This window comes from Micromonospora sp. NPDC049004 (assembly GCF_040649315.1).
GTDB lineage: Bacteria > Actinomycetota > Actinomycetes > Mycobacteriales > Micromonosporaceae > Micromonospora.
In genome coordinates, this window is sequence record NZ_JBEZFG010000001.1 from 820124 (window position 1) to 846760 (window position 26637).

At 72.1% G+C, this 26637-nt stretch carries 27 protein-coding genes; 17 read left to right on the forward strand and 10 right to left on the reverse strand.

Going from position 1 to position 26637, the window contains the following annotated elements:
* Positions 1-30 precede the first annotated feature (30 nt).
* The 3 genes from AB0B97_RS03670 to AB0B97_RS03680 all read right to left on the reverse strand — a co-directional run bounded on the left by AB0B97_RS03670 (position 31) and on the right by AB0B97_RS03680 (position 4356).
* Positions 31-2943: a glycosyl hydrolase gene (locus AB0B97_RS03670; RefSeq protein WP_357490319.1), complete on the reverse strand. Its 2913-nt coding sequence runs from the start codon at positions 2941-2943 to the stop codon at positions 31-33.
* Between the two features lie 191 nt (positions 2944-3134).
* Positions 3135-3518 carry a hypothetical protein gene (locus tag AB0B97_RS03675; RefSeq protein WP_357490321.1) on the reverse strand — a complete coding sequence of 128 codons (384 nt, stop codon included), beginning with the start codon at positions 3516-3518 and terminating at the stop codon, positions 3135-3137.
* Between the two features lie 88 nt (positions 3519-3606).
* Positions 3607-4356, reverse strand: a complete 750-nt coding sequence (locus tag AB0B97_RS03680) for a DUF1223 domain-containing protein (RefSeq protein ID WP_357490323.1) — start codon at positions 4354-4356, stop codon at positions 3607-3609.
* A 251-nt stretch (positions 4357-4607) separates the two neighbouring features.
* On the opposite strand from AB0B97_RS03680, the gene AB0B97_RS03685 reads away from it, so the two are divergent.
* From AB0B97_RS03685 to AB0B97_RS03695, 3 genes are all read left to right on the forward strand, one after another.
* A complete protein-coding gene (locus AB0B97_RS03685) occupies positions 4608-5783 on the forward strand; it encodes a beta-propeller fold lactonase family protein (RefSeq protein WP_357490324.1) in 1176 nt (391 codons plus the stop codon).
* A gap of 150 nt (positions 5784-5933) precedes the next feature.
* Positions 5934-6203: a GlsB/YeaQ/YmgE family stress response membrane protein gene (locus AB0B97_RS03690; protein ID WP_357490326.1), complete on the forward strand. Its 270-nt coding sequence runs from the start codon at positions 5934-5936 to the stop codon at positions 6201-6203.
* Positions 6204-6301: 98 nt separating this feature from the next.
* Complete coding sequence (locus AB0B97_RS03695) at positions 6302-6604, forward strand: GNAT family N-acetyltransferase (RefSeq protein ID WP_234581891.1); 303 nt, start codon at positions 6302-6304, stop codon at positions 6602-6604.
* A 38-nt stretch (positions 6605-6642) separates the two neighbouring features.
* Here the strand turns inward: AB0B97_RS03695 and AB0B97_RS03700 are convergent, their stop codons facing one another.
* Positions 6643-6993 (reverse strand): metalloregulator ArsR/SmtB family transcription factor, encoded by a 351-nt coding sequence (locus AB0B97_RS03700; protein WP_357490327.1) that lies wholly within the window; start codon positions 6991-6993, stop codon positions 6643-6645.
* Positions 6990-7448, reverse strand: coding sequence for an SRPBCC domain-containing protein (locus AB0B97_RS03705; RefSeq protein ID WP_357490329.1), 459 nt, complete (start codon positions 7446-7448; stop codon positions 6990-6992). The genes AB0B97_RS03700 and AB0B97_RS03705 overlap by 4 nt, the downstream gene beginning before the upstream one ends.
* Before the next feature lie 194 nt (positions 7449-7642).
* Here AB0B97_RS03705 and AB0B97_RS03710 point away from each other — a divergent pair, with 194 nt between their 5' ends.
* Positions 7643-8359 carry an isocitrate lyase/phosphoenolpyruvate mutase family protein gene (locus AB0B97_RS03710; RefSeq protein ID WP_357490330.1) on the forward strand — a complete coding sequence of 239 codons (717 nt, stop codon included), beginning with the start codon at positions 7643-7645 and terminating at the stop codon, positions 8357-8359.
* 50 nt (positions 8360-8409) lie between these two features.
* On the opposite strand, the gene AB0B97_RS03715 is transcribed toward AB0B97_RS03710, so the two are convergent.
* Positions 8410-9336 carry a 5'-3' exonuclease gene (locus AB0B97_RS03715; protein WP_357490332.1) on the reverse strand — a complete coding sequence of 309 codons (927 nt, stop codon included), beginning with the start codon at positions 9334-9336 and terminating at the stop codon, positions 8410-8412.
* Between the two features lie 59 nt (positions 9337-9395).
* Positions 9396-9623, reverse strand: a complete 228-nt coding sequence (locus AB0B97_RS03720) for a hypothetical protein (protein WP_355051137.1) — start codon at positions 9621-9623, stop codon at positions 9396-9398.
* A 119-nt stretch (positions 9624-9742) separates the two neighbouring features.
* Between AB0B97_RS03720 and AB0B97_RS03725 the strand changes: the two genes are divergently transcribed.
* Positions 9743-10816 (forward strand): DUF4037 domain-containing protein, encoded by a 1074-nt coding sequence (locus AB0B97_RS03725; RefSeq protein WP_357490334.1) that lies wholly within the window; start codon positions 9743-9745, stop codon positions 10814-10816.
* Between the two features lie 86 nt (positions 10817-10902).
* On the opposite strand, the gene AB0B97_RS03730 is transcribed toward AB0B97_RS03725, so the two are convergent.
* Positions 10903-12273, reverse strand: coding sequence for a glycosyl hydrolase family 18 protein (locus tag AB0B97_RS03730; RefSeq protein ID WP_357490336.1), 1371 nt, complete (start codon positions 12271-12273; stop codon positions 10903-10905).
* Positions 12274-12478: 205 nt separating this feature from the next.
* On the opposite strand from AB0B97_RS03730, the gene AB0B97_RS03735 reads away from it, so the two are divergent.
* The 3 genes from AB0B97_RS03735 to AB0B97_RS03745 all read left to right on the forward strand — a co-directional run bounded on the left by AB0B97_RS03735 (position 12479) and on the right by AB0B97_RS03745 (position 15297).
* A complete protein-coding gene (locus AB0B97_RS03735; RefSeq protein WP_234581880.1) occupies positions 12479-13588 on the forward strand; it encodes a Xaa-Pro peptidase family protein in 1110 nt (369 codons plus the stop codon).
* Positions 13585-14727 (forward strand): acyl-CoA dehydrogenase family protein, encoded by a 1143-nt coding sequence (locus tag AB0B97_RS03740; protein WP_234581879.1) that lies wholly within the window; start codon positions 13585-13587, stop codon positions 14725-14727. Before AB0B97_RS03735 ends, AB0B97_RS03740 begins: the two co-directional genes overlap by 4 nt.
* A gap of 63 nt (positions 14728-14790) precedes the next feature.
* Positions 14791-15297 carry an Lrp/AsnC family transcriptional regulator gene (locus AB0B97_RS03745; protein ID WP_007460055.1) on the forward strand — a complete coding sequence of 169 codons (507 nt, stop codon included), beginning with the start codon at positions 14791-14793 and terminating at the stop codon, positions 15295-15297.
* On the opposite strand, the gene AB0B97_RS03750 is transcribed toward AB0B97_RS03745, so the two are convergent.
* Complete coding sequence (locus AB0B97_RS03750) at positions 15227-15838, reverse strand: histidine phosphatase family protein (protein ID WP_234581878.1); 612 nt, start codon at positions 15836-15838, stop codon at positions 15227-15229. The two genes, AB0B97_RS03745 and AB0B97_RS03750, sit on opposite strands and share 71 nt — an antisense overlap.
* A 156-nt stretch (positions 15839-15994) precedes the next feature.
* Here AB0B97_RS03750 and AB0B97_RS03755 point away from each other — a divergent pair, with 156 nt between their 5' ends.
* The 3 genes from AB0B97_RS03755 to AB0B97_RS03765 all read left to right on the forward strand — a co-directional run bounded on the left by AB0B97_RS03755 (position 15995) and on the right by AB0B97_RS03765 (position 17741).
* Entirely contained in the window at positions 15995-16189 is a 195-nt protein-coding gene (locus tag AB0B97_RS03755) for a CsbD family protein (RefSeq protein WP_088989634.1), read from the forward strand.
* 72 nt (positions 16190-16261) lie between these two features.
* The gene (locus tag AB0B97_RS03760) at positions 16262-16609 is read left to right on the forward strand and encodes a YnfA family protein (protein ID WP_357490339.1); all 348 of its coding nucleotides are present in this window, start codon (positions 16262-16264) and stop codon (positions 16607-16609) included.
* 433 nt (positions 16610-17042) lie between these two features.
* Positions 17043-17741 carry a polysaccharide deacetylase family protein gene (locus AB0B97_RS03765; protein WP_357490341.1) on the forward strand — a complete coding sequence of 233 codons (699 nt, stop codon included), beginning with the start codon at positions 17043-17045 and terminating at the stop codon, positions 17739-17741.
* 25 nt (positions 17742-17766) lie between these two features.
* Here the strand turns inward: AB0B97_RS03765 and AB0B97_RS03770 are convergent, their stop codons facing one another.
* Positions 17767-19158 (reverse strand): lysine 2,3-aminomutase, encoded by a 1392-nt coding sequence (locus AB0B97_RS03770; RefSeq protein ID WP_357490343.1) that lies wholly within the window; start codon positions 19156-19158, stop codon positions 17767-17769.
* 153 nt (positions 19159-19311) lie between these two features.
* Between AB0B97_RS03770 and AB0B97_RS03775 the strand changes: the two genes are divergently transcribed.
* The 6 genes from AB0B97_RS03775 to AB0B97_RS03800 all read left to right on the forward strand — a co-directional run bounded on the left by AB0B97_RS03775 (position 19312) and on the right by AB0B97_RS03800 (position 26031).
* Positions 19312-20361, forward strand: coding sequence for a zinc-binding alcohol dehydrogenase (locus tag AB0B97_RS03775; RefSeq protein ID WP_357490620.1), 1050 nt, complete (start codon positions 19312-19314; stop codon positions 20359-20361).
* Positions 20362-20365: 4 nt separating this feature from the next.
* Positions 20366-21931 (forward strand): amidohydrolase, encoded by a 1566-nt coding sequence (locus AB0B97_RS03780; RefSeq protein WP_357490345.1) that lies wholly within the window; start codon positions 20366-20368, stop codon positions 21929-21931.
* On the forward strand, positions 21928-23487 hold the full coding sequence (locus AB0B97_RS03785) for a lysine 5,6-aminomutase subunit alpha (RefSeq protein ID WP_357490347.1): 1560 nt from the start codon (positions 21928-21930) through the stop codon (positions 23485-23487). Before AB0B97_RS03780 ends, AB0B97_RS03785 begins: the two co-directional genes overlap by 4 nt.
* A 71-nt stretch (positions 23488-23558) precedes the next feature.
* Positions 23559-24308, forward strand: coding sequence for an OAM dimerization domain-containing protein (locus tag AB0B97_RS03790; protein WP_357490349.1), 750 nt, complete (start codon positions 23559-23561; stop codon positions 24306-24308).
* Entirely contained in the window at positions 24305-24697 is a 393-nt protein-coding gene (locus tag AB0B97_RS03795; RefSeq protein ID WP_234581872.1) for a hotdog domain-containing protein, read from the forward strand. The genes AB0B97_RS03790 and AB0B97_RS03795 overlap by 4 nt, the downstream gene beginning before the upstream one ends.
* Positions 24694-26031: a glutamate mutase L gene (locus AB0B97_RS03800; RefSeq protein WP_357490351.1), complete on the forward strand. Its 1338-nt coding sequence runs from the start codon at positions 24694-24696 to the stop codon at positions 26029-26031. Before AB0B97_RS03795 ends, AB0B97_RS03800 begins: the two co-directional genes overlap by 4 nt.
* The last annotated feature ends 606 nt before the right edge of the window (positions 26032-26637 follow it).

Sequence of the window (26637 nt, forward strand, 5' to 3'; positions counted from 1 at the left end):
TGCGGCCGGCGGCGAGCGCGGGGGTACGGATCAGGAGTACGGCAGGCGCAGCACCGACTGGTTGCCGATGCCCACCGTGGTGGGGTTGTTGCCGATGGCGGACCAGACCTCCACCCGCACGGTGCCGTTGCTCAACGTGCCCAACGTGCCGGTGGCCGAGGCCAGGCCGGCGTTCTGGGTGTAGTGCTCGTAGCCGGGGACCGGGTCGGTGGCGAAGTAGCGCCAGGTCTCCGTCCGGTCCCAGCTGCCGTTTCCGGTCAGGTCGTAGGAGACGCGCACCTGCACCCCGTTGCCGACGGCCGTGCCGGCGTCCAGGAACAGGTCGAACGCGGTCTGCGCCCCGGAGTAGGCGAGGTTGAGGCCGGTCGCCGTGAAGACCTGCGGGTTGGTCGGCGTACCGTCGTGGTTTCCGTTGGCGGCCGCGACAGTGGTCGTGCCCGCGCTGGCGGCGGCGCCCAGCCCGCCACCGGCGAGCAGGTAGCGCGTGGGCGAGCCCGAGCTCGGCGGCGGCGTGGTCGGCGGGGCGGTGGTCGGCGGCGCGGTCGTCGGCGGCGCCGTGGTGGGCGGTGCGGTGGTCGGCGGGTTCGTGCTCGGCGGCACGCCACCGGAGGCGTTGCCGCCACTCCACGTGTACGCCCCGGTGGTGGCCGTCTTTCCGGCCGCGACGGTGAGCCGGGTGCCGGTGGAGAACGTGACGGTGATCGGGTTCGCCGTCGGGTTCGACGCCACGTAGGTGCGCGTGCCGTTGCGGGAGAACACCGCGCTCAGCGGATGGTTGGCGGTGACCGACGTGTCGACGGTGCCCAGTGCCGCGAGGTTGCGGATCCAGTGGAAGGTGTGCGCCCGGCTCTCGCCCTCCTCGGGGGTGTAGCCCGGGTTGGCGCGCAGGTTCGCCAGGGCCGCGTCGGGGTCGCCGAGGGCCTGGAACTGCCAGAGGATGTCCTGCCACACCGTCGGCGGCCCGCCGTTGTTGCGGACCAGTTCGGCGTAGTTGGTGCGCACGTACGCCGGGTTGTTGCCGAGGTAGAGGTGCCCGCCGGTGACCGGCAGCAGGTTGATGCCCTGGATCATCTCCGGGTCGGCGCTGAACCAGGTGGCGTACGCGCCGCCGTCGCCCCAGACCATGCCGACCGTCGAGTGCCCGAAGGCGGCGGGGAAGTTCTGGTCGCTGGCGTCGAACCAGTACTCCTGGATGGCGGCGGCCTGCGTCGTGTAGAGGAAGACGCCGGCGTCGCGTACGGCGGTGTCGCCGGTGACCTGACCCCACTGGATGAGGGCGTTGGCGAAGTTCATCCCCTCCGAGGACGACTCCTGGTTGTTGCCCGAGCCGAACGAGCCGTGCCCGGACGCCCAGTCGTGGCCGGCGTAGATGTCGAAGTCGCGCAGGTACGGGAAGCGGGTGTCGTCGCGGCGGTAGTTGTTGGCGTCGCGGATCAGCAGGTCCACCATGCCGCCGTAGCGGCTGGTCGCGGCCCAGGAGGGGTCGAACTTGGCCAGGGTCGCGGCGGCGGCGATGAAGTAGCCGTAGTGGAAGTGGTGGTCGTTGAGTTCCTGGTCGGAGCCGTACGACGCCGGGTAGCCGATCAGGGTGCCCCAGTTGGCGTCGTAGTAGAAGAGCCTCTGGGTCTTGCCGCTGGACGCGGTGAACCAGTCGGTGAGGGTGCTGCGGATGGCGTTCAGCGCGCTGTCGCGGGTGGCCGTGTCGTTGACCAGGTCGGCGACCTCGGCGAGCCGGGCGGCGCGGCCGAGGCCCTTGCCGGTCCAGTACGTGTCGTTGCCCCGCTGGTCCATCGGGTTGCTCCGGGCGGCGGCCAGTTGGCTGGTGAGCGTGGCCAGGTCCGTGCCGCTGCCGTCGCCGACGGCCGGCAGTTCGGGAAGGACACCCTGGAACGCCATGGCGGTCCGGAACTGGTTGACCCCGGTGAGGACCTTCATCCGACCGCGCGCCGACGGGTACGTCGGCGTGATCGGCGTCGAGCCGGCCAGCGACTTCCACTGGTGCGGGTAGAGGCTGACCACTGTCTGCGTGGCGGTCCCCTCCCGGGCGTTGGTGGTGAACGCGTACGTCGTGCTCAGGCCGTTGGTCGCCGGGTCGTAGGCGTAGGAGACCCGGGTGCCGGTGACGTGGGCGTGCGCGTACCGGCCGTAGGTGCTGGCCAGGTCGGCGCGTTCGGTGGCGTTGGCCGTGGGAGGCAGCAGGGCCACGGAGAAGTAGCCGCGACCCGCGAGGGTGGAGGAGATGCGGCCGCCGCTGACGGTCCAGGTCGCGCCGCTGGGGGCGTACGCCACGTAGTCGTGGCCGTTGACCCGGAAGCCGATGGTGGCGCCGCTGTTGGACCACACCTCGGCGCCGGACGTGCCGATCACCGCGTCGCCGCCGCTGGCCTGGAAGTACGCGAACGGCAGGCCGTGGCCGATGGTGGCGCGCAGGGTGCGGCTTCCGTCGCTCCAGTACGGGCTGACCGTCCAGTCGGTCCAGCCGTCCACCTTGACCTGGGGCGCGGCGAGCCCGGCGACGCCGACGCGGATGTCCTGCACGTACGGGTAGTGGTACTCGCCGACGCCGGTCGCCGTGCCGCTGATGGCGGGTGTGGAGTTGGCGGAGAAGCCGAGGCCGTCGGTGAACGTGTCGTAGGACGTCGGGTGGGCGTGCAGGGGCTCGCTGAAGGCGCAGTCGGTGCGCTTCCACAGCAGCGAGGACCACCAGTCGTTGGTGGGTACGGCACCGGCGGGCGCGTTGGCGGTGGCGAACTGGCGGGGGTTGCTGGACATCGCGCCGCAGCCGGTGGGGAGCGCGCCGACCGGGGTGGTGGTGTAGCTGCCGGCGCCCACGGGTGCGGCCTCGGCGGCGCGGGTGACGGGGATCGTGAGGCCACCGACGACCAGGGCCAGGGCGGTGGCGGCTGCCAGTGCCCAGCGGCGGTGGGGGACGGGAGGTTTCATGGTGCCTCCATCGCGCGTCCCGGTACGGACCGTGCCGGCCCGGGCGCGTAGCGTCTGAATTGTGGAAAACGTCGATCGAGAGAGCGCTCTCTCAGGCGGCACGGTAATCGACCCCCGAGATCCCCGTCAATGTGTCGGTCCGGTTGCGTGCTGATGTCGCAAACTGATCGCCCGCCGCGCCGGCCCGGCCGTCAGCTCTCCGCCACGCCGATCCCGTCCAGGTCGGCGTGCAGCGCGTCCGGCGCGCGCATGCGCCACGCGTCGGTCACGAGTTCACTCAGACGCTCGACGGTGACCGCCGCCAGGCGCAGCATCACCAGCGGCAGGCCGTCGTAACCGGACGTGGTGAAGAAGACCTCCGGTTCGCCGAGCAGGAGAGCCTGCTTCTCGGCCTCGTCCCCGACGAACAGCACCGCGATGTCGCGCCGGATCACCCGGGGCCTGCCCGGGCTGCGCTCGGGATAGGACCAGACGAAACCCTTGCCGGCCACCCGGAAGTCGAAGCCCTCGCTCTCGATCTCGACCGTGTGGGGCAGGGCCAGGGCCAGACGGCGTACGTCGTCGGCGTCAGCCACCGAGACCCCGCACCGCGCGTGCCATCCGCATGCGCCGAGATTACGCACCGGGACCGACAGGTGGCGGGCGGGCCGCCCACCGGCGGCGTCAGCCGGCGGACAGGTCGACGGCGGCGGCGCCGACGACCGCCCGGTCGCCCTCGCGCTGGACGTAGCCGATCACCGTGGACTGGCCGGGGTCCAGATCCGGCGGCGTGGTCAGCTCCACCTGCCCCTGCTCGGCGTCCAGGGGCACCGAGGTGAAGGCGCGCACCACATTGTCCTGCCGCAGCGTCCGGCCGGCGTTCTCGCCGCGGGCGATCGCGCTGTGCAGGCCGCGTTGCACGAGCGCCACGTTCACCACCGCGCGCTGCGACAGCCGCTGGATCCGGTAGCCCACCACCATCCGCCGCCCGCCGTCAGCGACCTCCGCAACGGACAACGTGAGGGGCGCGGCGGCCGGCGACATCAGGGCGGACGCGACGGCCCTCGCCGCCTGGGCACGGTCGGAGCCGACAAACTCCACGGTGCCGTTGACGATCATCTGTGGGGTGTAGAGACGCCCGGAGCCGAAGCCGCGGGCGTACGCCTCCTGCCGCGCCGTGTAGGCCGCGTCCGCGAACTGGTCGGGCCAGCCCAGATCGTCCCAGTAGTCGACGTGGAAGCCGAGGGCGAAGACGGGCTCTCCCCGCGTCCGGGAGTCGTGGTCGATCTCGGTCAGCAGCTCCTCGGCGGGAGGGCAGCTGTTGCAGCCCTGGGAGCTGAACAGCTCCACGACGGCGACGCCGCCGCCCGCCTCCGAGGACTGCCGATCCGGCTGACGGGCGGGGTCCGACCCGTGCGGCGATGGGTTCGTCATGGCGCGTCTCCTCCCAGAGCTGCCGGCGCCTGGGCGATTTCCCGTTCCCGGATCGACAACGCCTGGTCAGCGGGGCCGCGAGGGCGGACGGGTGCGTCCAGGGGCCACACGTGCCTCCCTACCACGAATCGACCGTTGCGCCCGGCGATGCCACTTACGGGTAAAGCCCGCCTGAGTGATGTTCTCCTCCGATAGCGTGCCAATGAGAGGAAAACTCTCATTCGTCACAAGATGCGGCTAAGGAGTCAGTAATGAAGCGCAGCGTAGCGCTAGCGGCGGCCCTCCTGGTGGGTCTGACCAGCGTCGGAACGCTTCCCGGAGCTGCCTGGGCCGACGGCGGCGGCCCGACCGGCAACCACGACGACCGCGGGGGAGGTGACTACCACCACGACAGCGAGGGCGCGGTCTTCGTCCAGACCAACAAGGCCGAGGGCAACACCATCAAGGTGTACGACCGCGAGGAGGACGGCCGCCTCAGCAAGGCGGGTGAGTACGAGACCGGCGGGCTGGGCGGCTTCACGATCGGCGCTCCGGTCGACGCGCTGGCGTCACAGGGGTCGTTGACGTACCACCGGGGGCTGCTGTTCGCCGTGAACGCCGGCAGCAACGCCCTGACCGTCTTCCGCGTCGACGGCACCCGGCTGCACAAGGAGCAGGTGATCTGGTCCGGGGGGCTGCTCCCGGTCAGCGTCACGGTCCGCGGTGGCCTCGTCTACGTGCTCAACGCCGGTGGCGAGGGCTCGGTGCAGGGTTTCCAGCTGCACAAGGGCCGCCTGTCGCCGATCCACGACTCCAACCGGTCGCTCGGCCTGCACAACGGCAACCCGCCCGCGTTCATGACCGCCCCCGCCCAGGTCAAGATCGACCCGGAGGGTGAGTTCGTGCTGGTGTCGACCAAGGCCGCCAACGTCATGTTCAGCTTCGAGATCGGTCGCGACGGTGAACTGTCCCGCCGCCCGGTCATCAGCGACGCCGGATCCGTGCCGTTCGGCTTCACCTTCGACACGGAGGACTCGGTGCTGGTCACCGAATCCGGCAGCAACGAGGTCGGCCGGTTCGACCTCGACGAGGACGGCGCCCTCGACCAGGTCGGGCCGTCGGTGCCGAACGGCCAGCAGGCGCCCTGCTGGATCCAACGTGTCGGCGACTACTTCTACGTCGCCAACGCCGGCAGCTCCACCATCAGCGCCTACCGGGTCGACGACGACGGCAAGCTCCAACTCGTCCACGCCGTCGCCGCCGACACCGGCGGTGGGTCGATCGACATGACCACCAGCGACGGCTTCCTGTACGTCCAGAACGCCGCCGCCGGCAACGTGCAGGGCTACGAGGTCAAGGACGACGGCTCGCTGCGCCTCGTCACCACGGTCGAGGGCCTGCCGAAGTTCACCGACGGCATCGGCATGGAGGGCATCGCCGCCTCCTGACGGCCGCACACCGCTGGTCCCGGTCGCCTGCGACCGGGACCAGCGCACGTCCCCACCCGGACCGGGCACCGCGCCGCGGTGGTTTCGGCGGTGCCCGCTACGGGGCAGAAGAGAGTCGCTGACGACAACATCTTCGAAGGGACCGCCCCCGTGGAAATCCAGGGCTTCTTCACCGCGATCATCATCGGCCTGGTCATCGGCGCCCTCGGTCGACTCGTGGTGCCCGGCAAGCAGAACATCTCGATCGTGCTCACCCTGGCGATCGGCGTGCTCGCCGCGATCCTCGGCACCCTCGTTGCCGGCGGGCTCGGCGTGGACGAGACCGCCGGCATCGACTGGATCGAACTGCTCCTGCAGGTGGTGTTCGCCGCGATCGGCGTGGCCGTCACCGCCGCCGCGTACGGCCGTCGGCGCGTCTGACGTCCCCGGACGGGCCCGCTCCCGATCGGGGGCGGGCCCGCGCGCGTCGGGACCGTGACCGGGTGGGCCGGTCACGGGCGCTGTGCTTGGATGGTCCGGTGCAGTTCACCGTGACAGACGCGCCCACGCGGGAGCGGTTCGAGGCGCGCGACGAGACGGGCGCGGTCGCCGGGGTCGTCACCTACCAGCTGACCGGCGCCATCATCGCCTACACCCACACCGAGGTCGATCCGGCGTACGAGGGCCGGGGCGTCGGGTCGACCCTGGCCCGCGCGGTCATGGACGACGCACGGGCCAGGGGACGCACAGTGGTGCCGATCTGCCCGTTTCTCGCCGAGTGGCTGGTCAAGCACCCGGAGTACGAGGACATCGTGGTGCGGTCCACCCGGAAGGTGAAGTAGCGGCCGGGGCTCAGTGCCAGTCGCTGATCCGGACCATCTCATTCTCCCTGGTTGTCGGTGCGGTGACGGTCGATCGTCTCGGCGATCCGCTTGATCCGGCGGAGTCGGGCATCCCAGGTGGCGCCGACTGTCGTCAGTTGGGCGACCGCACGCGCGAGCTGCGCCTCATCGACCTGGTAGTGACGCTCACGGCCGGCCGGCGCGGAGTGGATCAGGCCGACCCGGTCCAGGACGGCCAGGTGTTTCGAGACGGCCTGGCGGGTGACGGGCAGTCGCTCGCTCAGCGACGTGGCGGTGCCGGGCCCGCCGGCGAGCAGCAGGTCGATCATGCTGCGCCGGATCGGGTCGCCGATCGCCGACCACAGGGCGTCGTCGACGGCGGTGGTCATGACGTGGCGACCAGCCGGGCGACGTACGTGCCGAGCGCGGGGACGTAGTGGTTCCACCCGCTGACGTGATCCTGGTACTGCTTCTCCAGCAGCGCGACCTCCCAGCCCATCTCGCGAAAACCAGTCTCCGTCATGCGGAGGCGGGTCCCGGTCGCGATCGGGACGAGGTCGAAGGTGACCAGCAACGACCGCCCCACCCGGTCGGGCTCGGCGAAGCACCAGCGAAAGGAGAACCGCTTCGGCGGGTCGACGTCCACGACGGCGAGGTCGACGGTCGTTGTCTCCCCGGTCTGCGCGTCGCGCCACACCAACTCGCCGGCGGCGCCCGCTACCGGTTCGAACCGGGCGTCGTCCGGCCACCACTCCCGCACGTGCTCGGGTTGGCTGACCACCTCGAAGACCACCTCGGGCGAGGCGTCGATGTCGATGTCGCGTTCGATGACTCCGTACTCCATGCGTACCACCCTTTCGCAACCTTTGGTTGCGTCAGGTTACAACGCCCCGGCCGCCTCGCGCAACCGATGGTTGCGCATTCGGTCCGGGGTACGGGGCACGACGTGCCGACATGGCGGTGACGGTACGGTCCTTGGTGGGCAACCGCCCCGCCTTCGCCATCGTCCCTCCACATCCCCGTCGGGAGACCTCAACGATGACAGCCGCCACCTTCCGTGCCCTGCACCACGACCGTCCCGCCGGCGACCCGCTCGTGCTGCCGAACGCCTGGGACGCGGGCAGCGCCCGGGTCTTCGCCGACGCCGGCTTCGAAGCGCTCGCCACGCCGAGCGCCGGGATCGCCGCCTCCCTCGGCTACGAGGACGGCTCCACCCCGCCCGCCGAGATGTTCGCCGCGGTGGCGAGGGTCGTGCGGGCCGTCTCCGTTCCGGTGTCCGCGGACGTCGAGGACGGCTACGGGCTCGCTCCCGCCGAGCTGGTCGAGCGGCTGCTGGAGGCGGGCGTCGTCGGCTGCAACCTGGAGGACTCCGAGGGGCACGCCACGCTCAAGGATCCGCAGCGGCACGCGGACTGGCTGGCCGAGGTGCGGGCGGCGGCGGGCGACGCACTCGTCATCAACGCGCGCGTCGACACGTTCCTGTTCGGCTCGGGTGACCCGGCCGACGCCGTCGCCCGCGCGAAGCTGTACGTGGCGGCGGGCGCCGACTGCGTGTACCCGCTGCGGGCCCCGACCGAGGTCCTTCCGGTGCTGCGCGAGGGCATCACCGGCCCCATCAACATGGCCGCCGCGCCGAACCGGGAGTCCGTGACCGAGCTGGCCCGACACGGCGCCACCCGCATCACGTTCGGCCCGGGTATGCAGCGCTACGCGATGGCCGCGATCGGTGACCTGGCGGCCAACCTGCGCGCCTGAGGCACCGGCCGGCCGGCACGTCCTCCGAGGTGGGCGGCTCCGCCCGGGGGTCAGGCGTCGGCGCGGGCCGCCAGGGCGTCCACGAGGCGGCGGGCGGAGCCGGCCAGGTTCCACCGGCCGGCCAGCTCGAGCAGCCGCTCCGGGTCGGCGGGAGCGGTCGGCAGCGCGGTGGGCAGCTCCGGCAGAGCCACGTCCAGGGCGACCCGGACCACCGTCGGCGCGACGGCCAGGTAGTCGCGGGCGGCGGCCAGCTTGGTGCGCAGGCCCGGCGCGAACGACGAGTCGGAGTCGTCCAGCGCGGCCAGGATGCCGTCGATGCTGCCGTACCGCTCGATGAGCCGCGCGGCGGTCTTCTCACCGACGCCCGGCACCCCGGGCAGTCCGTCGCTGGGATCGCCGCGCAGGGCGGCGAAGTCGGCGTACCGGTCGGCGGGCACCCCGTAGCGGGCGCGGACCGCCGCGTCGTCGCAGTCGTCGAGCTTGGCCACGCCGCGCCCGACGTAGAGCAGCCGCACGGCCCGGGAGTCGTCGATGAGCTGGAACAGGTCCCGGTCGCCGGAGACCACCTCGACCGGGCCCGGTTGGGTCACCGACAGCGTGCCGAGCACGTCGTCGGCCTCGTAACCGGTCGCTCCGACGGCGGTGATGCCTACCGCGTCGAGGACCTCCAGGATCATCGGCACCTGCGGGGAGAGCGTGTCGGGGACGACCTCGCCGCCCTGCGGGGCCACCCGGTGCGCCTTGTACGACGGCAGCAGCTCGACCCGCCACGCCGGCCGCCAGTCGTAGTCCAGAGCGCACACCATCCGGTCGGCGCCCCGGCCGCGGATGAGCGTGGCGAGCATGTCGAGGAAGCCGCGCACCGCGTTGACGGGCGTGCCGTCCTCGGCGCGCGCGGCGGACTCCGGGATGCCGAAGTAGGCCCGGAAGTAGAGGCTGGGTGCGTCGATCAGCAGGATCGGGGATCGGTGTGCCACGCCCGACAGCCTGGCACAGCCCTGCGACGATCAGCGGTACGCCCGGCCGCCCGGCGGGGTCAGCGCCGCTCGTCGTGCCGGTAGACGGTGTCGCGTCGGGCGAGGTGCTGCACGACGTAGCTGGTCACCAGCAGCAGGATCGCGACCAGCACCTCGACCCAGGCGGCGACGCCGTCGGCCACGGTGAGCCCGATGACCAGCAGGACCAGGCCGACGAGCGCGAGAACCCCGGCCCACAGTTGCCGGCGACGGCGGGTCGCCGCCCGGTTCGCGTCGTTCGCTGTCACGTCGGCCCTTTCGGTCGCGGCCCCATGCGGACGTCCCGAACCCAGGCTATGGCCCCCGCCCCCGTCCTACCCGGAAAACCACGGTGCGGGCGGGCCGTGCACCGGCGCAGACTGCCGGTGTGGCGTTTCTTCCCGGCCTGGTGCTGGCCCGCCGGTACCACGACGAGGTGGTCGCGCCGATCCTGCGCGGTCGTCTCCCCGCCCTGCGGTACGCGGCGGGGCTGCTCGACGGTGGTTCGGAGGTGCTCGGCCTGGACACGGCCCGGTCCACCGACCACGACTGGGGCCCGCGTGTGCAGGTGTTCGTCGGGCCGGCCGACGTCGCCGCGATCCCGCGGATCCGCGCCGTGCTGGACGCCGACCTGCCGACCGAGTTCCTCGGCTGGCCCACCCGTTTCGCCGGCGACGGCCGACTGGGCGTCGTCGACGCGGCCGGAACGCGGCACGGGGTCACGCTCGACGAGGTGGCCGGCTGGTGGCGCCGACGGCTCGGCTTCGACCCGATCGCCGGGGTCGGCACGGCGGACTGGCTGGCGAGCCCGACCCAGCGCTTGGCGGAGGTGACAGGTGGCGAGGTGTTCCATGACGGCCTCGACGGGGCGCTGACCGCTCGACGGTCGGTGCTGCGGTGGTATCCGCCGGACGTGTGGCGGTACGTCCTGGCCGCCGTGTGGACGCGGATCGCGCAGGCTGAGCACCTGCCCGGCCGGTGCGCCGAGGTCGGCGACGAGTTGGGCAGCCGGGTCGTCGCCGGAGGCATCGCCCGTGACGTGCTCCGGCTCGGTCTGCTGCTGCGCCGACGCTGGCCGCCGTACGACAAATGGCTCGGCACGGCCTTCGGCCGGCTGCCGGGCGCGGCCCCGGCGGTCGCGGCGCTGGCCGAGGCGACCGGCCCGGGCGACTGGACCCGGCGCCAGGCCGGTCTGGTCGAGGCGCTGGAGACCATGGCCCGGTGGACCGACGACACCGCTCTGGCGGCCCCGGTACGCGCCCGGGCCGGGCCGTTTCACGACCGGCCGTTCCTGGTGCTGCGGGCCGAGCGCGTCGCCGCCGCCCTACACGCCGCGGTGACCGACCCGACGCTGCGCGAGCGACCGCTGCTGGGCGCGATCGACCAGTACGTGCACAGCGTCGATGTGCTCAGCAACGCGACCCGGGCTCGCCGGGTGGCCGACGGCCTGTGGTCGGGGTGACCGCAGCCGGAGATCTTGGACAGTTTCCGTCAGCCGATGACGGAAACTGTCCAAGATCTGCTCGGAGGTGCGATTCGGCGTCCGGGTCAGGCCGGGAGGGTCCAGCGCTGGTTGGCGCCGGCGAAGCAGTCCCAGATCTGCAACCGGGCGCCGTCGGCCGTGCTGTTGTCGGTGACGTCCAGGCACTTGTTGGACTGCGGGTTGCGCAGCGTGCCGTTGGACTGGGCCTGCCAGACCTGGGCACCGCTGCCGTTGCAGTCGTACAGCTGCACCTTGGCGCCGTTGGCGGTGGAGGCGCTGGTGATGTCGGCGCACTTGCCGAGGGCGCGCAGCGTGCCGTCGCTGGCGACGGTCCAGGTCTGCGCGTTGGTGCCGTTGCAGGTCCAGAGCTGGATGGCGGCGCCGTTGGCGGTGCTGGCCGAGGCCACGTCCACGCACTTGCCGCCGAGGCCGGTGATCCGGCCGGTACGGCCGGACGGCGGCGGGGTGGTGCCGCCCATGATGGTGTCGTACATGGCGCTGACCAGCGAGGTGGAGCCGGTGGTGTCCTGCGACAGCTCCCAGTTCATGACGCCGCCGGCGTTGGCGAGGGCCCACTGCGTCTTGCGCTTGACGGTCGGGACGCCGTTGTAGCACTGCTGCGCTCCGCCGGCGGTGGTGCAGTCCCGGTTGGCGTTGGCCGGGTCCAGGGCGACGAGCGCCGAGTACGTGTAGTAGCCGGGGCGGCTGTAGAACGGGATGCCGAGGACTGCCTTACTGGCCGGCAGGCCGCGGGACTTCCACAGGTTGATGCTGTTGATCGACCAGTCGTAGTTGGAGTGTGGGCTGCCGCCGTCGTACGCCATGATGTTGAGCCAGTCGACCTGGCCGAACACGGCCGTCGGCACGCCGTCGAGGTAGTAGCCCTCGGAGACGACGGCAGCGGTGAGCAGCTTGCCGCGGCTGTGCATGGCGCTGCCGAGCTGCGTCATGAGCTGGCTGTAGTTGTTCGCCGAGGCGCCCGGGTCCGGGTACTCCCAGTCGATGTCGACGCCGTCGAGGTTGTACTGGTTGACGAAGTTGACCAGGTTGTTGACGAAGGCGCCCCGGCTGCCGGAGTTGGCCGCGAGGGCCTCGAAGGCCGAGTCGTTGCCGTCGTTCCAGCCACCCACGGCGATCGAGACCTTGACGTTGTTGGCGTGCGCCTGCGAGACCAGTGAGGAGAGCTTGCTCGGGTTCTCCACCGCGCGCAGGCTGCCGTCGTTGTTGGGCAGCACGAACGCGTAGTTGATGTGGGTGAGCTTGTTGTACTGGATGGTGTTGACGTTGCCAGCCCACGAGGGCATGTAGCCGACGCTCTTGAAGTTGTTCGGCAGCACCACTGCCTGCGCGGCGGTGGGGATGAGGGTGACGGTGGCGGCGGCGGTGGCCAGGGCGAGCAGGCCGGTGCTGAGGGCGCGGCGCAGTGGTGAGGACATCGGGGGCCTTCCCGTGGGCGGGGGACGACGCCCGCCCGCGCAGGGTTGTCGCGGGCGGGAAATGCGGTACGCAGGAACGGGTGGGCCTCGAGGCAGCCAAATCTTAAAGAGTGTTAACTGTCATCGTCAATCAACGCCGGTGGATTTCCTCGCCCGGGCGGATGTGGGCTTCTGAGGATGCCCAAACGACCGTTAAGCTCACGGGGTGGGAACCGATGAGTTGTACCCGCCGGACCGGCTGATCGCCGCCCAGCGCGCCACCGCCGCCGCCGGCCTGGACGCGCTGCTGCTCACGCCCGGCTCCGACCTGCGCTACCTGACCGGGTACGACGCCCACGTGGGGGAGCGGCTGACCTGCCTGGTGCTGCCCGCCGAGGGCGTGCCCACGCTCATCGTGCCCAGACTGGAACGTCCGGCCGCGGAGGCGGCGCCGACCACCGGCGTGCGCATCGTCGACCATCCCGACGGCGTCGACCCGTACCCCCTGGTCGTCGCCGCCCTCGACGGCCCGCCGGCGGCCGTCGGGCTCGCCGACCGGATGTGGGCCGAGCAGGTCCTCGCCCTGCGCGCGGCGCTGCCCGGCGCCGCACAGCGGCTCGCCGGCGAGGTGCTGCGCGAGCTGCGCGTCCGCAAGTCCCCGGCGGAGGTCGCGGCGCTGGCCGAGGCGGGCGCGGCCATCGACGAGGTGCACCTGCGCATGGGCCGGTGGCTGCGCCCCGGCCGCACCGAGGCCGAGGTGGCGGCCGACATCGCGGCGGCGATCCGCGACGCCGGGCACGTCAGCGTCGATTTCGTCATCGTTGCCGCCGGCCCGAACGCGGCCAGCCCGCACCACGGCACCTCGGATCGGCCGATCGGCGCCGGTGAGCCGGTGGTGGTGGACATCGGCGGCACGATGCCGTCGGGCTACCGCTCGGACTGCACCCGCACCTACGTGGCGGGCGGACCCGCGCCTGCCGACTTCGTGGACTACTACGCCGTGCTGCACGCCGCCCAGCGCGCCGCGGTGGCGGCGGTGCGTCCCGGGATCACCGGCGCGGCGGCCGACGCGGCCGCCCGGGAGCCGATCGCCGCCGCCGGTTACGGCGACGCGTTCCTGCACCGCACCGGGCACGGCATCGGCCTGGACGGTCACGAGGAGCCCTACCTGGTGGCCGGCAACGACCGGCCCCTGGAGGCCGGCATGGCGTTCTCCATCGAACCCGGCATCTACCTCGCGGGCCGGCACGGCGCCCGCATCGAGGACATCGTCGTCTGCACGACGGACGGCGTGCAGCGGCTCAACACCACCCCCACGGAGCTCATCGCGCTATGACTGTCGACCGGATCCTCCCCACCGACGAGGCCCACGACCTGCTGGACCTCGCCACCGAGCTGGCCGACCGCGAGCTCGCGCCGAAGGCCGCGGGCTTCGAGGAACGCGCCGAGTTCCCCCGCGAGGTGCTGCGCACCATCGGCCGCGCCGGCCTGCTCGGCCTGCCCTACGCCGAGGAACACGGCGGCGCGGCGCAGCCGTACGAGGTGTACCTGCAGGTGCTGGAGATCCTGGCCAGCCGGTGGCTGGCGGTCGCCGAGGCGGTAAGCGTGCACACCCTGAGCTGCTACCCGGTCGCCGCGTTCGGCAGCGCCGAGCAGCGCAAGCTCCTGCCGGACATGCTCGGCGGCGAACTGCTCGGCGCGTACTGCCTCTCCGAGCCGCAGGGCGGCTCCGACGCGGCGGCGCTGAGCACCCGGGCGGTCCGTGACGGCGACGCGTACGTCGTCTCCGGCACCAAGGCGTGGATCACGCACGCCCAGGTGGCCGACTTCTACAACGTCTTCTGCCGCACCGGCGGGCCCGGCCCGAAGGGCATCTCCTGCCTGGTCGCCGACGCGGGCACCGCCGGCATCGCGCCGCAGGCCGCCGAGCGGACCATGGGGCTGCGGTCCTCGCCGGTGGCGCAGATCGCCTTCGAGGAGGCGCGGGTGCCGGCCGACCGGCTGGTCGGCGGCGAGGGGGCGGGCTTCACCATCGCGATGTCCGCGCTGGACTCGGGTCGGCTGGGCATCGCCGCCTGCGCGGTCGGGCTGGCCCAAGCCGCGCTCGACTACGCCGTCGGCTACGCCCGGGAACGCCAGCAGTTCGGCAGGTCCATCATCGACTTCCAGGGCCTGGGCTTCCTGCTCGCCGACGCGGCCACCCAGATCTCCGCCGCCCGCGCGCTCACCCTGGCGGCGGCCCGGCTGCGCGACGCGGGGCGCCCGTACTCGATCGAGGCGGCGAAGGCGAAGCTCTTCGCCACCGACATGGCGATGCGGGTGACCACCGACGCCGTGCAGGTGCTCGGCGGCGCCGGCTACGTGGCCGACCACCCCGTCGAGCGGTACATGCGCGAAGCGAAGGTGCTCCAGATCGTGGAGGGCACCAACCAGATCCAGCGGTTGGTGATCTCCCGGGCGCTCGCCAGGAGCTGAGTCGACGGGTCAGCGCGGCGTTCGCCGTCGCCGTCGCGCCGATTTCCCGGTAGGTTGCTCGCCGTGGAGGAGATCGACCGCGCCATCGTCGCCGCGCTGACCGCTGACGGCCGTCTGTCGTACACCGACCTGGCCGAGAAGGTGGGGCTGTCGGTGTCCGCCGTGCACCAGCGGGTGCGCAGGCTGGAACAGCGCGGGGTGCTCAAGGGGTACGCCGCCCGGGTGTCGTTCGAGGCGCTCGACCTGCCGTTGACCGCGTTCGTGGCGATCCGGCCGTTCGACCCGTCGCAGCCGGACGACGCACCGGAGCGACTGGCCCACCTGCCGGAGATCGACTCGTGCTACTCGGTGGCGGGGGAGGACTTCTATCTGCTGCTGGTGCGGGTGGCCAGCCCGGCTGACCTGGAACGGGTGCTGCAGGAGATCCGCACCTCGGCGAACGTGACGACGCGCACGACAGTGGTGCTGTCCACCCCGTACGAGAACCGCCCGCCGAAGATCAGTGCCGGGGCGCCGAGTCGGTCGCGGTCCCGGGCGCCGGAGGAGCCGGCTGGTTCCACCGCAGGATGACCTGCCGGCCGTGCTCGTGACCGAGCGCGCTGACCGTGGCGGTCTCCAGGCGCAGCCGTCCGCCGGCGGACGGTGGCAGGCCGATCCAGCGGGCGCCGAGCACCCGCAGGCTGTGCGCGTGGCCGACGAGCGCCACGGTGCCCCGGTCCAGCAGCGGGGTGACCCGAGCGAGCACGCGGTCGACGCGTTCGCCCACCTCGCCGGGTGACTCGCCGCCGGGGCAGCCGTCGGTCCAGATGTTCCAGTGCGGGTCGTCGTCGTGGATGTCGACTGTGGTGCGGCCCTCGTACTCGCCGTAGTTCCACTCGCTGAGGTCCTCGTCGACCGCGTCGACGGTCAGCCCGGCCAGCTGCGCGGTGCGCAGCGCCCGGGAGCGGGGGCTGGCCAGCACGCGCACGAACTGCCGGCCGGCCAGGAACGCGGCGAGGGTGCGGGCCTGTCGCTCGCCGTCGGGGGTCAGCTCCAGATCGGTGTACGAGGTGTGCCGCAGGCTGGCGCTCCAGGTGGTCTCGCCGTGCCGGATCAGCAGGAGCTCTCCCATGCCGCCAGTTAACCATCGCGGTGGGGTGACGACTGCCGCCCTCCCTCAACCTATCTTCCTAGGATGCCCTACGCGGTGTGCCGACCGGCACCACCGGTTTCAGCACCGGAAGAGAGGGCATGCGAGCCTCGACAACCGCCAGACCGAGGAGGCGCGATGAGCTTCACCGAGAAGGCAAAGAACAAGGTTGAGCAGATGGCCGGCGCCGCGAGGGAGCGCGTCGGCGACATGACCGACAACGAGCGGATGCGTGGCGAGGGCGCCAGCCAGCAGAGCGACGCGCGCGCCAAGCAGGCCGGTCAGAACGTCAAGGACGCCGGTCGCAACGTGAAGGACTCCTTCACGAAGTGACCTGAGCGGTCCGCGGGTCCCCGGGTGCGCCGTCGCCCGGGGACCCGTCGTGTGCACGGTTAGGGTCGTGGGGTGACAGTGCTCCGTTCCCTGGTGTTGTTCGTGCTGGCCGCGCTGGCCGAGATCGGTGGCGCCTGGCTGGTCTGGCAGGGTTGGCGGGAGCAGCGCGGCCTGTGGTGGATCGCCGCCGGCGTCGTCGCGTTGGGCTGTTACGGCTTCGTGGCCACGTTCCAGCCGGACGCCAACTTCGGCCGCATCCTGGCCGCGTACGGCGGGGTGTTCGTGGCCGGCTCGCTGGGCTGGGCGATGGTGGTCGACGGCTTCCGCCCGGACCGTTGGGACCTGACCGGCGCGGCGCTGTGCCTGCTCGGCGTAGCAGTCATCATGTACGCCCCCCGCACCCCAACGCTAGGCCCCTAACCCACCCGGCCCCGCCCACCCCGGCCCCGCCCCACCACGTCGATCATGGAGTTGTGGCGGGGGATGAAGTGGTCGCGGTGCGCCAAACCCGGCACCACAAGTCCATGATCGACGCGGTGGGGGCGCGGGGCTGTGAGAGGGGCTTGCGTTTGGGATGATCAGCGGCGTGACTGGCGCTCGGCTTCGGCCGTTCTGGTGTGGCTTACTCGTTGCGGTGGCTGTGGTCGGCGGTGCCGGGTGCACGGCCTCGCGGGTGCCGCCGCCGGATCAGCCGGTCTTCGTCGGCTCGTCGACGGCTGCGGCCGTGCCCTCGGCCGGTCCCGCCGCGACGTCGGCCACTCCCGGTCTGCCCGTGGGCAGCCCCGCGGCGACGTCGGCAGGTCCCGCCGTACCGCAGACCGTTCCGACGCCGACGGCGCCGATGCTTCCGGCTGTGCCGGGGGCGACGCGGGTCGGGACCCGGGCGCCGGTGGTCGACCACGGGCCGCGGGTCGGTAACCGGGTCGCGTTGACCTTCGACGCGGACATGACCGACGGGATGCTCGCCAACCTGCGCAGCGGAAAGGTCCGGTCGTACGCCAACCTGCGCATCCTGGACCTCCTGGAGCGGGAGCAGGTGCCGGCGACGTTCTTCCTGACCGGCAAGTGGGTGCAGCGGTACCCGGACGTCACGCGACGGATCGCCGGTAATCCGCGTTTCGAGCTGGCGAACCACACGTACGGGCACGCGGCGTTCACCGCCGACTGTTACGACCTGCCGCGCCAGTCGGTCGACACGTTGGCTGCCGATGTGGCGAAGACGTTCGAGGTGATCGCGCCGTACGGCGGCCGGCAGACCCGGTACTTCCGCTTCCCGGGGCTCTGCCACGACGCGGCGGCGTTGGACGCGTTGGCGCCGCTGGGCGTGACTGTCGTCGACGGGGACGTGGTGAGCGGTGATCCGTTCGCGAAGGCGTGGAAGCCGCTGGTGCGCGCGGTGCTGGACCACGTACGCCCGGGTTCGGTGGTGATCATGCATGTGACCGAGGCGAACGCGGCGATGACCGATGAGGCGTTGCCGCACATCCTGGCCGGGTTGGCCGAGCGGGGGCTGGTGCCGGCGCCGCTGTCGCAGGTGCTGGCCGCCGGTTGAGTCGGCGGCCAGCACCTGCGGTGCGTCAGTCGTCGCGGTGGTCGTTCCACCACTGCTGGCCGCCCTCGGGGAGGGTGTCGATCGGGTCGTAGTAGGCGTAGCGCTTGTTGAGCGCCTCCAGGTCGGCGGACTCGATGGAGGTGCGGTAGTTCTTGGTCCAGTAGGAGATGCCGCGCTCACGGTCGTAGTCGGTGAGCATGTGCACCCAGCGCTTGCCGACGAAGGGCACGTCGCAGACGATCCGTGGGGTGGCGTAGCCGGGCAGGTAGCCCATGATGTCGTGCTGGAGCTGCTGGGCGTGCCAGACCGGGACGCGCCAGTGTTCGGCGTTGGGGATCATGTCGCACATGTAGAAGTAGTACGGCAGGATGCCGGCTTCGCCCTGGAGCGCGAAGCAGAGGTCGAGCAGCTCGGGTGTGGTGGCGTTGACGCCGCGCATGAGGACGCCCTGGTTGCGGACGTCGCGGACGCCGACGTCGAGGGCGGTCTGGGCGGCCTTGGCGACCAGTGGGGTGAGCGACTGGGCGTGGTTGACGTGGGTGTGGATGGCGAGGTTGACGCCGCGTCGGGCGGCGGTGCGGGCGACGCGTTCCAGGCCCTCGACGACGTCGGGTTGCAGCCAGTGCTGGGGCAGGCCCATGAGGGCCTTGGTGGCGAGGCGGACGTCGCGGACCGTCTCCAGTTCCAGCAGGCGCATGAGGTACGACTCGAGGTTGCGCCACGGGACGTTGGCGACGTCTCCGCCGGAGACGACGACGTCGCGGACGCCGGGGTGGGCCTTGAGGTAGGCGATGTGGGCGTCGTAGCGGTCGACGGGCTTGAGGGTGAGCTTGAGCTTGTCGACGGCGGGGGTGGAGTTGCCGACCAGGTCCATGCGGGTGCAGTGGCCGCAGTACTGCGGGCAGGTGGAGAGCAGTTCGGCGAGGACCTTGGTGGGGTAGCGGTGGGTGAGCCCTTCGGCGACCCACATGTCGTGCTCGTGCAGGCTGTCGCGGCTGGCGTAGGGGTGTGACGGCCAGTCGGTGCGTCGGTCGGAGGCGACCGGGATCATGTAGCGGCGGATGGGGTCGGCGAGCAGCGCCTCGGTGGTGAGCGGCGCGAACGGCACCATCGTGTTGATCATTTGTGGCGGCACCAGCATGGACATGGTGGCCAGGGCCTTCTGGTCGGCCTCGAGGTCGGCGTAGAAGGTTTCGTCGATCAGGTCACCGAAGACGGCGCGGAGCTGCTTGATGTTCTTGATGCAGTTGACGCGCTGCCACTGGGCGGATTCCCACTGGTCGCGGGTGACGGTGCGCCAGCCGGGGAAGCGGGTCCAGTCGGGTTCGACCAGGGGGCGGCGGTGGTATTCGTACGGCTGCCCGGCGGTCGGTACGGCGACCGGGGCGTGACGGGGTTGCGGGATGGTTTGGGTCACGGCCCCTCCTCGGTGGTGCGGTGGATCATCGAAACCCGAAGGCTACTGGAAAATATTCGGTACAGAAACTAGTCTGCCGTAAGTTTTCCCGCTACGCGAGCCTTGACCGGGGCTTCGAGCGGCTGGGCAGGGGAGGTCGGCGTGACGTCACCGGTGGGACTGCACCGCGTCGTGGAACCGTCGGGGGTGTTGCCGCAGGCGGCCTGGCGGCTGGACGCGTCCGCCGCGATCGCTGCGAACGAGGTGCGGATCCGGGTGGAGCGGTTGAACCTGGACGCGGCGAGTTTCCGGCAGCTGTCGGAGAAGCACGGCGGCGACGGGGATGCCGTGCGCGCCGAGGTGCTGGAGATCATCTCCACGCGGGGGAAGATGCAGAACCCGGTGACCGGCTCCGGCGGGATGCTGATCGGCACTGTCGAGGAGGCCGGTCGGCGGTCCCCGCTGGGGCTCAAGGCCGGTGAGCGGGTCGCCACGCTGGTGTCGTTGACGTTGACGCCCCTGGTGATCACCGACGGGCTGGCCCGCTGGGACGGGCGCAGTGAGCAGGTGCCGTGTGACGGGTGGGCGATCCTGTTCGCGCGGTCCATCGCGGCGGTGCTGCCCGATGACGAGGATCCGCAGTTGTCCCTGGCCGTGCTGGACGTGTGCGGGGCGCCCGCGCTGACCGCCCGGGTGGTGTCGCGCTACGTGGAGGATCGTCGGCGCGGTGGTGATCCGACGCCGGTGCGGGTCGCGGTGATCGGTGGGGCCGGCAAGAGCGGGTCGCTGTCCCTGGCCGCGGCGCGACGTGCGGGCGCCGCGCGTACCGTCGGGGTGGTTCCGGTGGCGGCGGAGCGGGACGCGCTGACGGCCGCCGGGCTGGCGTCGGTGGTGGCGTTGGCCGACGCCCGTGACCCGGTGGGGTTGTCCACGGCGGTGACCACCGCGCTGGGCGCCCCGGCGGATGTGACTGTGGTCTGCGTGGACGTGCCGGGGTGTGAGCACGGGGCGGTGCTGGCCACCGCGGACGGCGGCACCGTGATCTTCTTCTCGATGGCGACGAGCTTCTCCGCGGCCGCGTTGGGCGCGGAGGGGTTGGCGGCGGACGTGACGATGCTGGTGGGCAACGGGTACGTGCCGGGGCACGCGGAGTTGGCGTTGGGGCTGCTGCGCGCCGAGCCGGGGGTGCGTCGGCTGTTCGCGGCGCGGATCGCGGCAGACTGAGGTCATGACGAACCCCTCGACGTTGTACCGCGGCGGCGTACTGCACTGCCCCGCCGACCCGAGCGCGACCGCGCTGTTGGTGTCCGGTGGGCGGATTGCCTGGTTGGGCACCGACGGTGACGCGCCGCCGGCCGACCGGGTGGTGGACCTGGACGGGGCTCTGGTGACGCCGGCGTTCGTGGACGCGCACGTGCACGCCACGGACACCGGGTTGGCGTTGTCCGGGCTGGAGTTGTCCGGGGTGCGCTCGGCGGGGCAGTTGCTCGACGCGGTGGCGGTGTTCGCGGCGGGGTTGCCGGCGGACGCGGTGGTGCTGGGGCACGGCTGGGACGAGTCCGGCTGGTCGGACACGGCGTTGCCGGACGCGGCGGCCCTGGACCGGGCGGCCGGTGGCCGGCGGGTGTACCTGTCGCAGGCGTCGATCCATTCGGCCCTGGTGTCGTCGGCGTTGCTGGCGGCGTGTCCGCAGGCGGCGCAGGCGCCCGGGTACGACGCGTCGGGCTGGTTGCGGCGCGACGCGCACCATGTGGTGCGGGCGGCGGCGCAGGGGTCGGTGACGCGCTCGCAGCGGGTCGCCGCGCAGCGGGTGGCGCTCGCGCACGCGGCGTCGTTGGGTATCGCGGCGGTGCACGAGTGCGGTGGTCCGGAGATCTCCGACGAGGAGGACTTCACGGGTCTGCTGGGCATCTCCGGGGCGGGGTTGCCGGAGGTGTACGGGTACTGGGGTGAGCTGGGTGGCGCCGCCCGGGCCCGGGAGTTGGGCGCGGTGGGCGCCGGCGGTGATCTGTTCGCGGACGGGGCGTTGGGGTCGCGCACGGCGCACCTGTCGCAGCCGTACGGCGACGGTGAGGGCTGCGGGCACGGCTATCTGAGCGCGGAGCAGGTGCGTGATCACCTGTTGGACTGTGCGGCGCATGGCCTGCAGGGCGGGTTCCACGCGATCGGTGACGCGGCGATCGGCACGGTGCTGGACGGGTTCGCGGCGGCGGCGGCGACGCTGGGTGTGGAGCGGTTGCGCGCGGCCCGGCACCGCATCGAGCACGCGGAGATCATGAACAAGTCGATGATCGCGCGGTTCGTGGAGTACGGGATCGTGGCGAGCATGCAGCCGGCGTTCGACAGGTTGTGGGGTGGCGCGGGCCGGATGTACGAGGCGCGGTTGGGCCTTGCGCGGTCATTGGAGTCGAATCCGATGGGTGCGATGCACTCGGTGGGTGTGGCGTTGGCGTTCGGGTCGGATTCGCCGGTGACGCCGCTGGACCCGTGGGGGTCGGTGCGGGCGGCGGTGGCGCACCACAGTCCGGCGCAGCGGATGAGTGTACGGGCGGCGTTCGCGGCGCACACCCGTGGTGGGTGGCGGGCGGTGCACCTGGACGTCGAGGGTGTGCTGGCGCTGGGTGCACCGGCGACGTTCGCGGTGTGGTCGACGCCGGCGGGCGTGGAGCGGGGTTTGCCGGTGCTGGTGGCTGAGGACCCGGAGGTGCGGGGTCCGGACGATCCGACGCCGCTGCCGGTGTGCCGGCGGCTGGTGTTGCGCGGTGAGGTCATCTATGAGGAAGGGTCGTCGTGACCGGGAAACTTGACCTTGATCCGGTGTTGGTGGCGCGGGCGCGGGAGTTGGCGCGGCGGGCCGGGCAGCCGGTGGTCGACCTGGCCCGCAGCCACACGACGGTGTCGGTGGAGCGGGCGGTGCTGCGGCTGGCCGGGGTGAGCGGCGCCGACCCGGACGGCATTCCGTGGGTGAACCGGCTCGTGGACGCGGTCGTCGCGGACGTGGGGTTGGGTCACGGGGTGGCGGTGCCGGTGTTCGACGCCCTCGCCCGCGAGGGCACCACGGATGTGACGTTGCTGGCGCAGAAGGCCGCGGCGGGGTCGGTGCGGTTCACGCTGCCCACCGGGCGGTCGGCGACGGCGGCCCGGTCGGCGGCGCGCAAGGCGGTCGGCGCGGGTATCCGGCGGATCGACCGGCGGCGCGCGGAGCGGGACCGGCTGATCAAGCGGCACGGGGACCCGAAGCAGCGGCCGTGGATCTACCTGATCGTGGCGACGGGGGACATCTACGAGGACATCCCGCAGGCGCAGGCGGCCGCCCGGGCCGGCGCGGACGTCATCGCGGTGATCCGGTCGACGGGGCAGTCGCTGCTGGACTACGTGCCCGAGGGCGCGACCCGGGAGGGCTTCGCCGGCACGTACGCCACGCAGGAGAACTTCCGGCTGATGCGCGCGGCGCTGGACGAGTCGTCCAAGGAGTTGGGCCGCTACGTGCGGTTGACGAACTACGCGTCGGGCCTGTGCATGCCGGAGATGGCGACGCTGGCCGGCCTGGAACGGCTCGACATGATGCTCAACGACTCGATGTACGGCATCCTGTTCCGCGACATCAACCCGGTCCGTACGTTCGTCGACCAGCGGTTCTCCCGGCAGGTCCACGCCCGCGCCGGGATCATCATCAACACCGGTGAGGACAACTACCTCACCACCGCCGACGCGGTCGACGAGGCGCACACGGTGACGGTGTCGCAGCTGCTCAACGAGTTCTTCGCGCACGAGGCGGGCCTGGCGGACTGGCAGTTGGGCCTTGGGCACGCGTTCGAGATCAACCCGGAGGTGCCGGAGTCGTTCCGCCTGGAGTTGGCGCACGCGCTGCTGGCCCGGGAGCTGTTCCCGGACGCGCCGCTCAAGTGGATGCCGCCGACGAAGCACATGACCGGTGACGTGTTCCGGGGCAACCTGCTCGACGGGTTCTTCAACCTGGCGGGCGCGCTGACCGGCCAGGGGATCCTGCTGGTGGGGATGATGACCGAGGCGGTGGTGACGCCGTGGCTGTCGGACCGGGACATCGCGCTGCAGAACGTGCGGTACGTCCTCGGGGCCGCCGGCGGGCTGCACGAGGACTTCGTGCCCGCGCCGGACGGGTTCATTCGCCGCCGCGCCAACCAGGTCCTCGGTGAGGCTCTGGACCTGTTGGAGCGCATCGGGGAGCAGACGCTGCTCACGGCGATCGCCGAGGGCACGTTCGGGATCATGAAGCGGCCGGCGGACCGGGGCAAGGGCCTGGACGGGGTCGCCGCGCACGAGGCCGACTACTGCAACCCGGCCACCGACATCCTGGAGGCGGCGGCGTGAGCGAGCGTAGCGAGCGAACCGGCCAGCACAGCAGTCCCGCGCTCACGTCGCCGGCGCGAAGCGGCGGCGGCGTGAGTAGGCAGATCGTGCGTCCGTACGGGGACACCACCGGCGACGGGATGGTGCAGGTGTCGTTCACCCTGCCGGTGGCCCACGACAAGCGGGCCGAGGGCGCGGCGGTGCAGCTGGCCAACAAGATGGGCATCGACCCGGCGATGGTGGTGCACGCCAAGCCGATGGGTGACGGGTTCACGTTCTTCGTCGTGTACGGGCGGGTCAACCACCTCGTCGACGTCGACGCGGTGCAGGTGGTGGAACGGGACTTCCCGCTGCTGTCGGCCAAGGAGGTCAACACCGTCGTCAAGCAGCGGCTGCGCCGCAAGCTGTCGGTGGTCGGGGCGTGCATCGGCACCGACGCGCACACCGTGGGCATCGACGCGATCCTCAACGTCAAGGGCATCGCGGGGGAGAAGGGCCTGGAGTACTACCGGGAATTGAAGGTCACCAACATGGGCGCGCAGGTCAGCGTGCCGGAGTTGGTGGAGGCCGCCCGGGTGGAGAAGGCCGACGCGGTGCTCGTGTCGCAGGTCGTCACCCAACGCGACGCGCACCTGCACAACACGCGGGAGATGTCGGCGGCGTTCCGGGAGGCCATGCCGGCGGGTAGGCGGCCCCTGTTGATCGTCGGCGGTCCCCGGTTCGACGAGTCGATGACCGACGAGTTGGGCGTGGACCGGATCTTCGGTCGGGGGACCACGCCCGGCGAGGTGGCCAGCTACCTCGTGCACGCCCTGATCACGCAGCGAAAGGCGATGGCATGACCGACGCAAGGCTCGGGTTGACGGTGACGCACCGGCGGTACGTGCCGTACGCGCACGCCCACTACGCGGGCAACCTCGTCGACGGGGCGTACGCCCTCGGGTTGTTCGGCGACGTCGCCACGGAGGTGTGTATCCGCACGGACGGCGACGAGGGCCTGTTCGCCGGGTACTCCGACGTGCGGTTCACCGCGCCGATCCACGCCGGTGACGTGGTGGAGGTGACCGCCCAGGTGTCCCGGGTGGGCAGTCGCAGCCGCACCCTGGAGTTGAGCTGCGCGGTGGTGTGTCGGGGCCGCCCGGACCGCTCCGCGTCCGCCGCCGAGGTCCTGGACCCGCCGATCGTCGCGGTCACGGCGACCGGCACCGTGGTCGTACCCGCCGGGTCATGACCCTGGCGGTCTGCGCGGACGTCGGCTCGACGTACACCAAGGCGGCCGTGGTGGACCTGGCCGCAGGTGTCCTGGTGGGCGCGGCGGCCGCGCCCACCACGGTGGGCAGCGACGTGCTGCACGGCCTGGACGCCGCCGTCGCGGCGGCCACCGCCGGGCTCGGGGCTCGTGACGTGCCGTGGTACGTCTGCTCGTCGGCAGGTGGTGGGTTGCGGCTGGCCGTGCTCGGCTACGAGGCGTTGGTGACCGCGCAGGCGGGCCGGCGGGTCGGGCTGTCGGCCGGCGCGCACGTGGTGCACGTGGCGGCCGGTCGGCTCGGCGCGGCCGACCTGACGGCGTTGCGGGCGGCCCGGCCGGACGTGGTGCTGCTCGTGGGTGGCACCGACGGCGGCGACGCCGACACGATCACCCACAACGCCACCCGCCTGGCCCGGGCCCGCTGGCGGGTGCCGGTCGTCCTGGCCGGCAACGCCGCCGTCCGGGGGGAGCTGACCGGGCTGTTGGAGGCCGCCGGCGTGCCGGTGACGGGTGCGGACAATGTGCTGCCGCGCATCGGGGTGCTCGCCCCGGCGTCGGCGCGCGCGGCGATCCGCGCGGTGTTCCTGCGTCACGTCATCGGCGGCAAACGCCTGTCCAGGGGGACCCGGTTCGCGCGGCTGGTGCGCGCGGCCACCCCCGACGCCGTCCTGACCGGCGTGGAGGTGCTCGCCGACACCATCGGCGGGGACCTCGCCGTCGTCGACGTGGGTGGAGCCACCACCGACGTGTACTCGGTTCTCACGCCCGACGAGCGGGCCACCGGGCCGGGCCGGGAGGTCGCGGGCAGTCTGTGGCGGGCCCGTACCGTCGAGGGCGATCTGGGCATGCGGTGGAGCGCCCCCGGTGTGGTGCGCGCCGCCACCGAGGAGCGGCTGCTCGCCGCCGATGAAGCCGACGAGCTGGCCGCCGCCGCCGACCGGCGGGCCGCCGACCCGGCGTTCCTGGCCGCCGACGACGCCGAACGGGCCGTGGACGCGCGCATCGCCACCCTCGCGGCGACTGTGGCGCTGCGCCGGCACGCCCGGGGCGCCGCCACGGGCGAGCGGGCCGGACGGGACCTGCGCGACGTGCGGCTGCTGGTGGGCTCCGGTGGGGTGCTGCGACACGCGCCCGCCCCCGCGTCGGGGCAGGTCCTGGCGGCGGTCCTGGCCGATCACGCGGGCGGGTGGGCGCTGCCGCGGGCCGCCCGCGCGGTCGTCGACGTCGACTACGTCCTGGCCGCCGGCGGGTTGCTCGCCGAGGAACACCGCGCGGCAGCGGGGGCGCTGCTGCGCCACCACCTGGGCACGCAGTGAGACACGCCGACCCGACACGCCGTGGCGCAACACACGACAGGCCGGGGGTGGGTTGACAGGAGGCGGGGTGCAGCACGTACCGTCTTTGAGTCCTACCACGGGAAGCGGCTGTTGTTCGCTTCGTCCCTTCGTCCGCTGGCCGAGCGACATTTTCAGCGTCATCGTCGCGGCGGCCAGGTCCAGCGGGCGGGGGTCGGCGGGGCGGCGCGAACCGGTCGCGGTTACCGGTGTACGGGCAGGGTGAGGTGCACGGCCAGTAGACAACGGCCCGGCGGGGGCAGCCAGTCAACCGCCTGGTCGGTCCGAAGGTCGGCGTGCCCCATCCTCGCCGCACCGGCCGGGGAGGGCCTGGGAGCATCGGGGCGCGGCGAAAGCCGCGCCCCGATTTCATCCCCACCCCCCGCACCCCCACCCCATCCCCGCGCCGATCTTGCAGTTGCTGTCGTCGTTGTGGGCGGGAATGCCCCTTGTGTCGGGGCCGAAAGTGCACGATCGCGGAGCGGGGCCCCCGGTGCGGGGCTATGCGGTCGGCGGGGGCGGCGGACGGGTAGCCTTCGCCGGGTGATCGAGGTGAAGCAGCGGTGACGACCCTGGACCGCGACGAGA

Coding starts and splice junctions, on each gene's coding strand:
- AB0B97_RS03740 (WP_234581879.1), top strand. CDS start 13,585: ATGACTGTCGACCGGATCCTCCCCACCGACGAGGCCCACGACCTGCTG.
- AB0B97_RS03800 (WP_357490351.1), top strand. CDS start 24,694: ATGACCCTGGCGGTCTGCGCGGACGTCGGCTCGACGTACACCAAGGCG.
- AB0B97_RS03795 (WP_234581872.1), top strand. CDS start 24,305: ATGACCGACGCAAGGCTCGGGTTGACGGTGACGCACCGGCGGTACGTG.
- AB0B97_RS03750 (WP_234581878.1), bottom strand. CDS start 15,838: ATGGGAGAGCTCCTGCTGATCCGGCACGGCGAGACCACCTGGAGCGCC.
- AB0B97_RS03680 (WP_357490323.1), bottom strand. CDS start 4,356: ATGACGAACCCATCGCCGCACGGGTCGGACCCCGCCCGTCAGCCGGAT.
- AB0B97_RS03710 (WP_357490330.1), top strand. CDS start 7,643: ATGACAGCCGCCACCTTCCGTGCCCTGCACCACGACCGTCCCGCCGGC.
- AB0B97_RS03730 (WP_357490336.1), bottom strand. CDS start 12,273: ATGTCCTCACCACTGCGCCGCGCCCTCAGCACCGGCCTGCTCGCCCTG.
- AB0B97_RS03780 (WP_357490345.1), top strand. CDS start 20,366: ATGACGAACCCCTCGACGTTGTACCGCGGCGGCGTACTGCACTGCCCC.
- AB0B97_RS03700 (WP_357490327.1), bottom strand. CDS start 6,993: ATGACCACCGCCGTCGACGACGCCCTGTGGTCGGCGATCGGCGACCCG.
- AB0B97_RS03670 (WP_357490319.1), bottom strand. CDS start 2,943: ATGAAACCTCCCGTCCCCCACCGCCGCTGGGCACTGGCAGCCGCCACC.
- AB0B97_RS03685 (WP_357490324.1), top strand. CDS start 4,608: ATGAAGCGCAGCGTAGCGCTAGCGGCGGCCCTCCTGGTGGGTCTGACC.
- AB0B97_RS03705 (WP_357490329.1), bottom strand. CDS start 7,448: ATGGAGTACGGAGTCATCGAACGCGACATCGACATCGACGCCTCGCCC.
- AB0B97_RS03755 (WP_088989634.1), top strand. CDS start 15,995: ATGAGCTTCACCGAGAAGGCAAAGAACAAGGTTGAGCAGATGGCCGGC.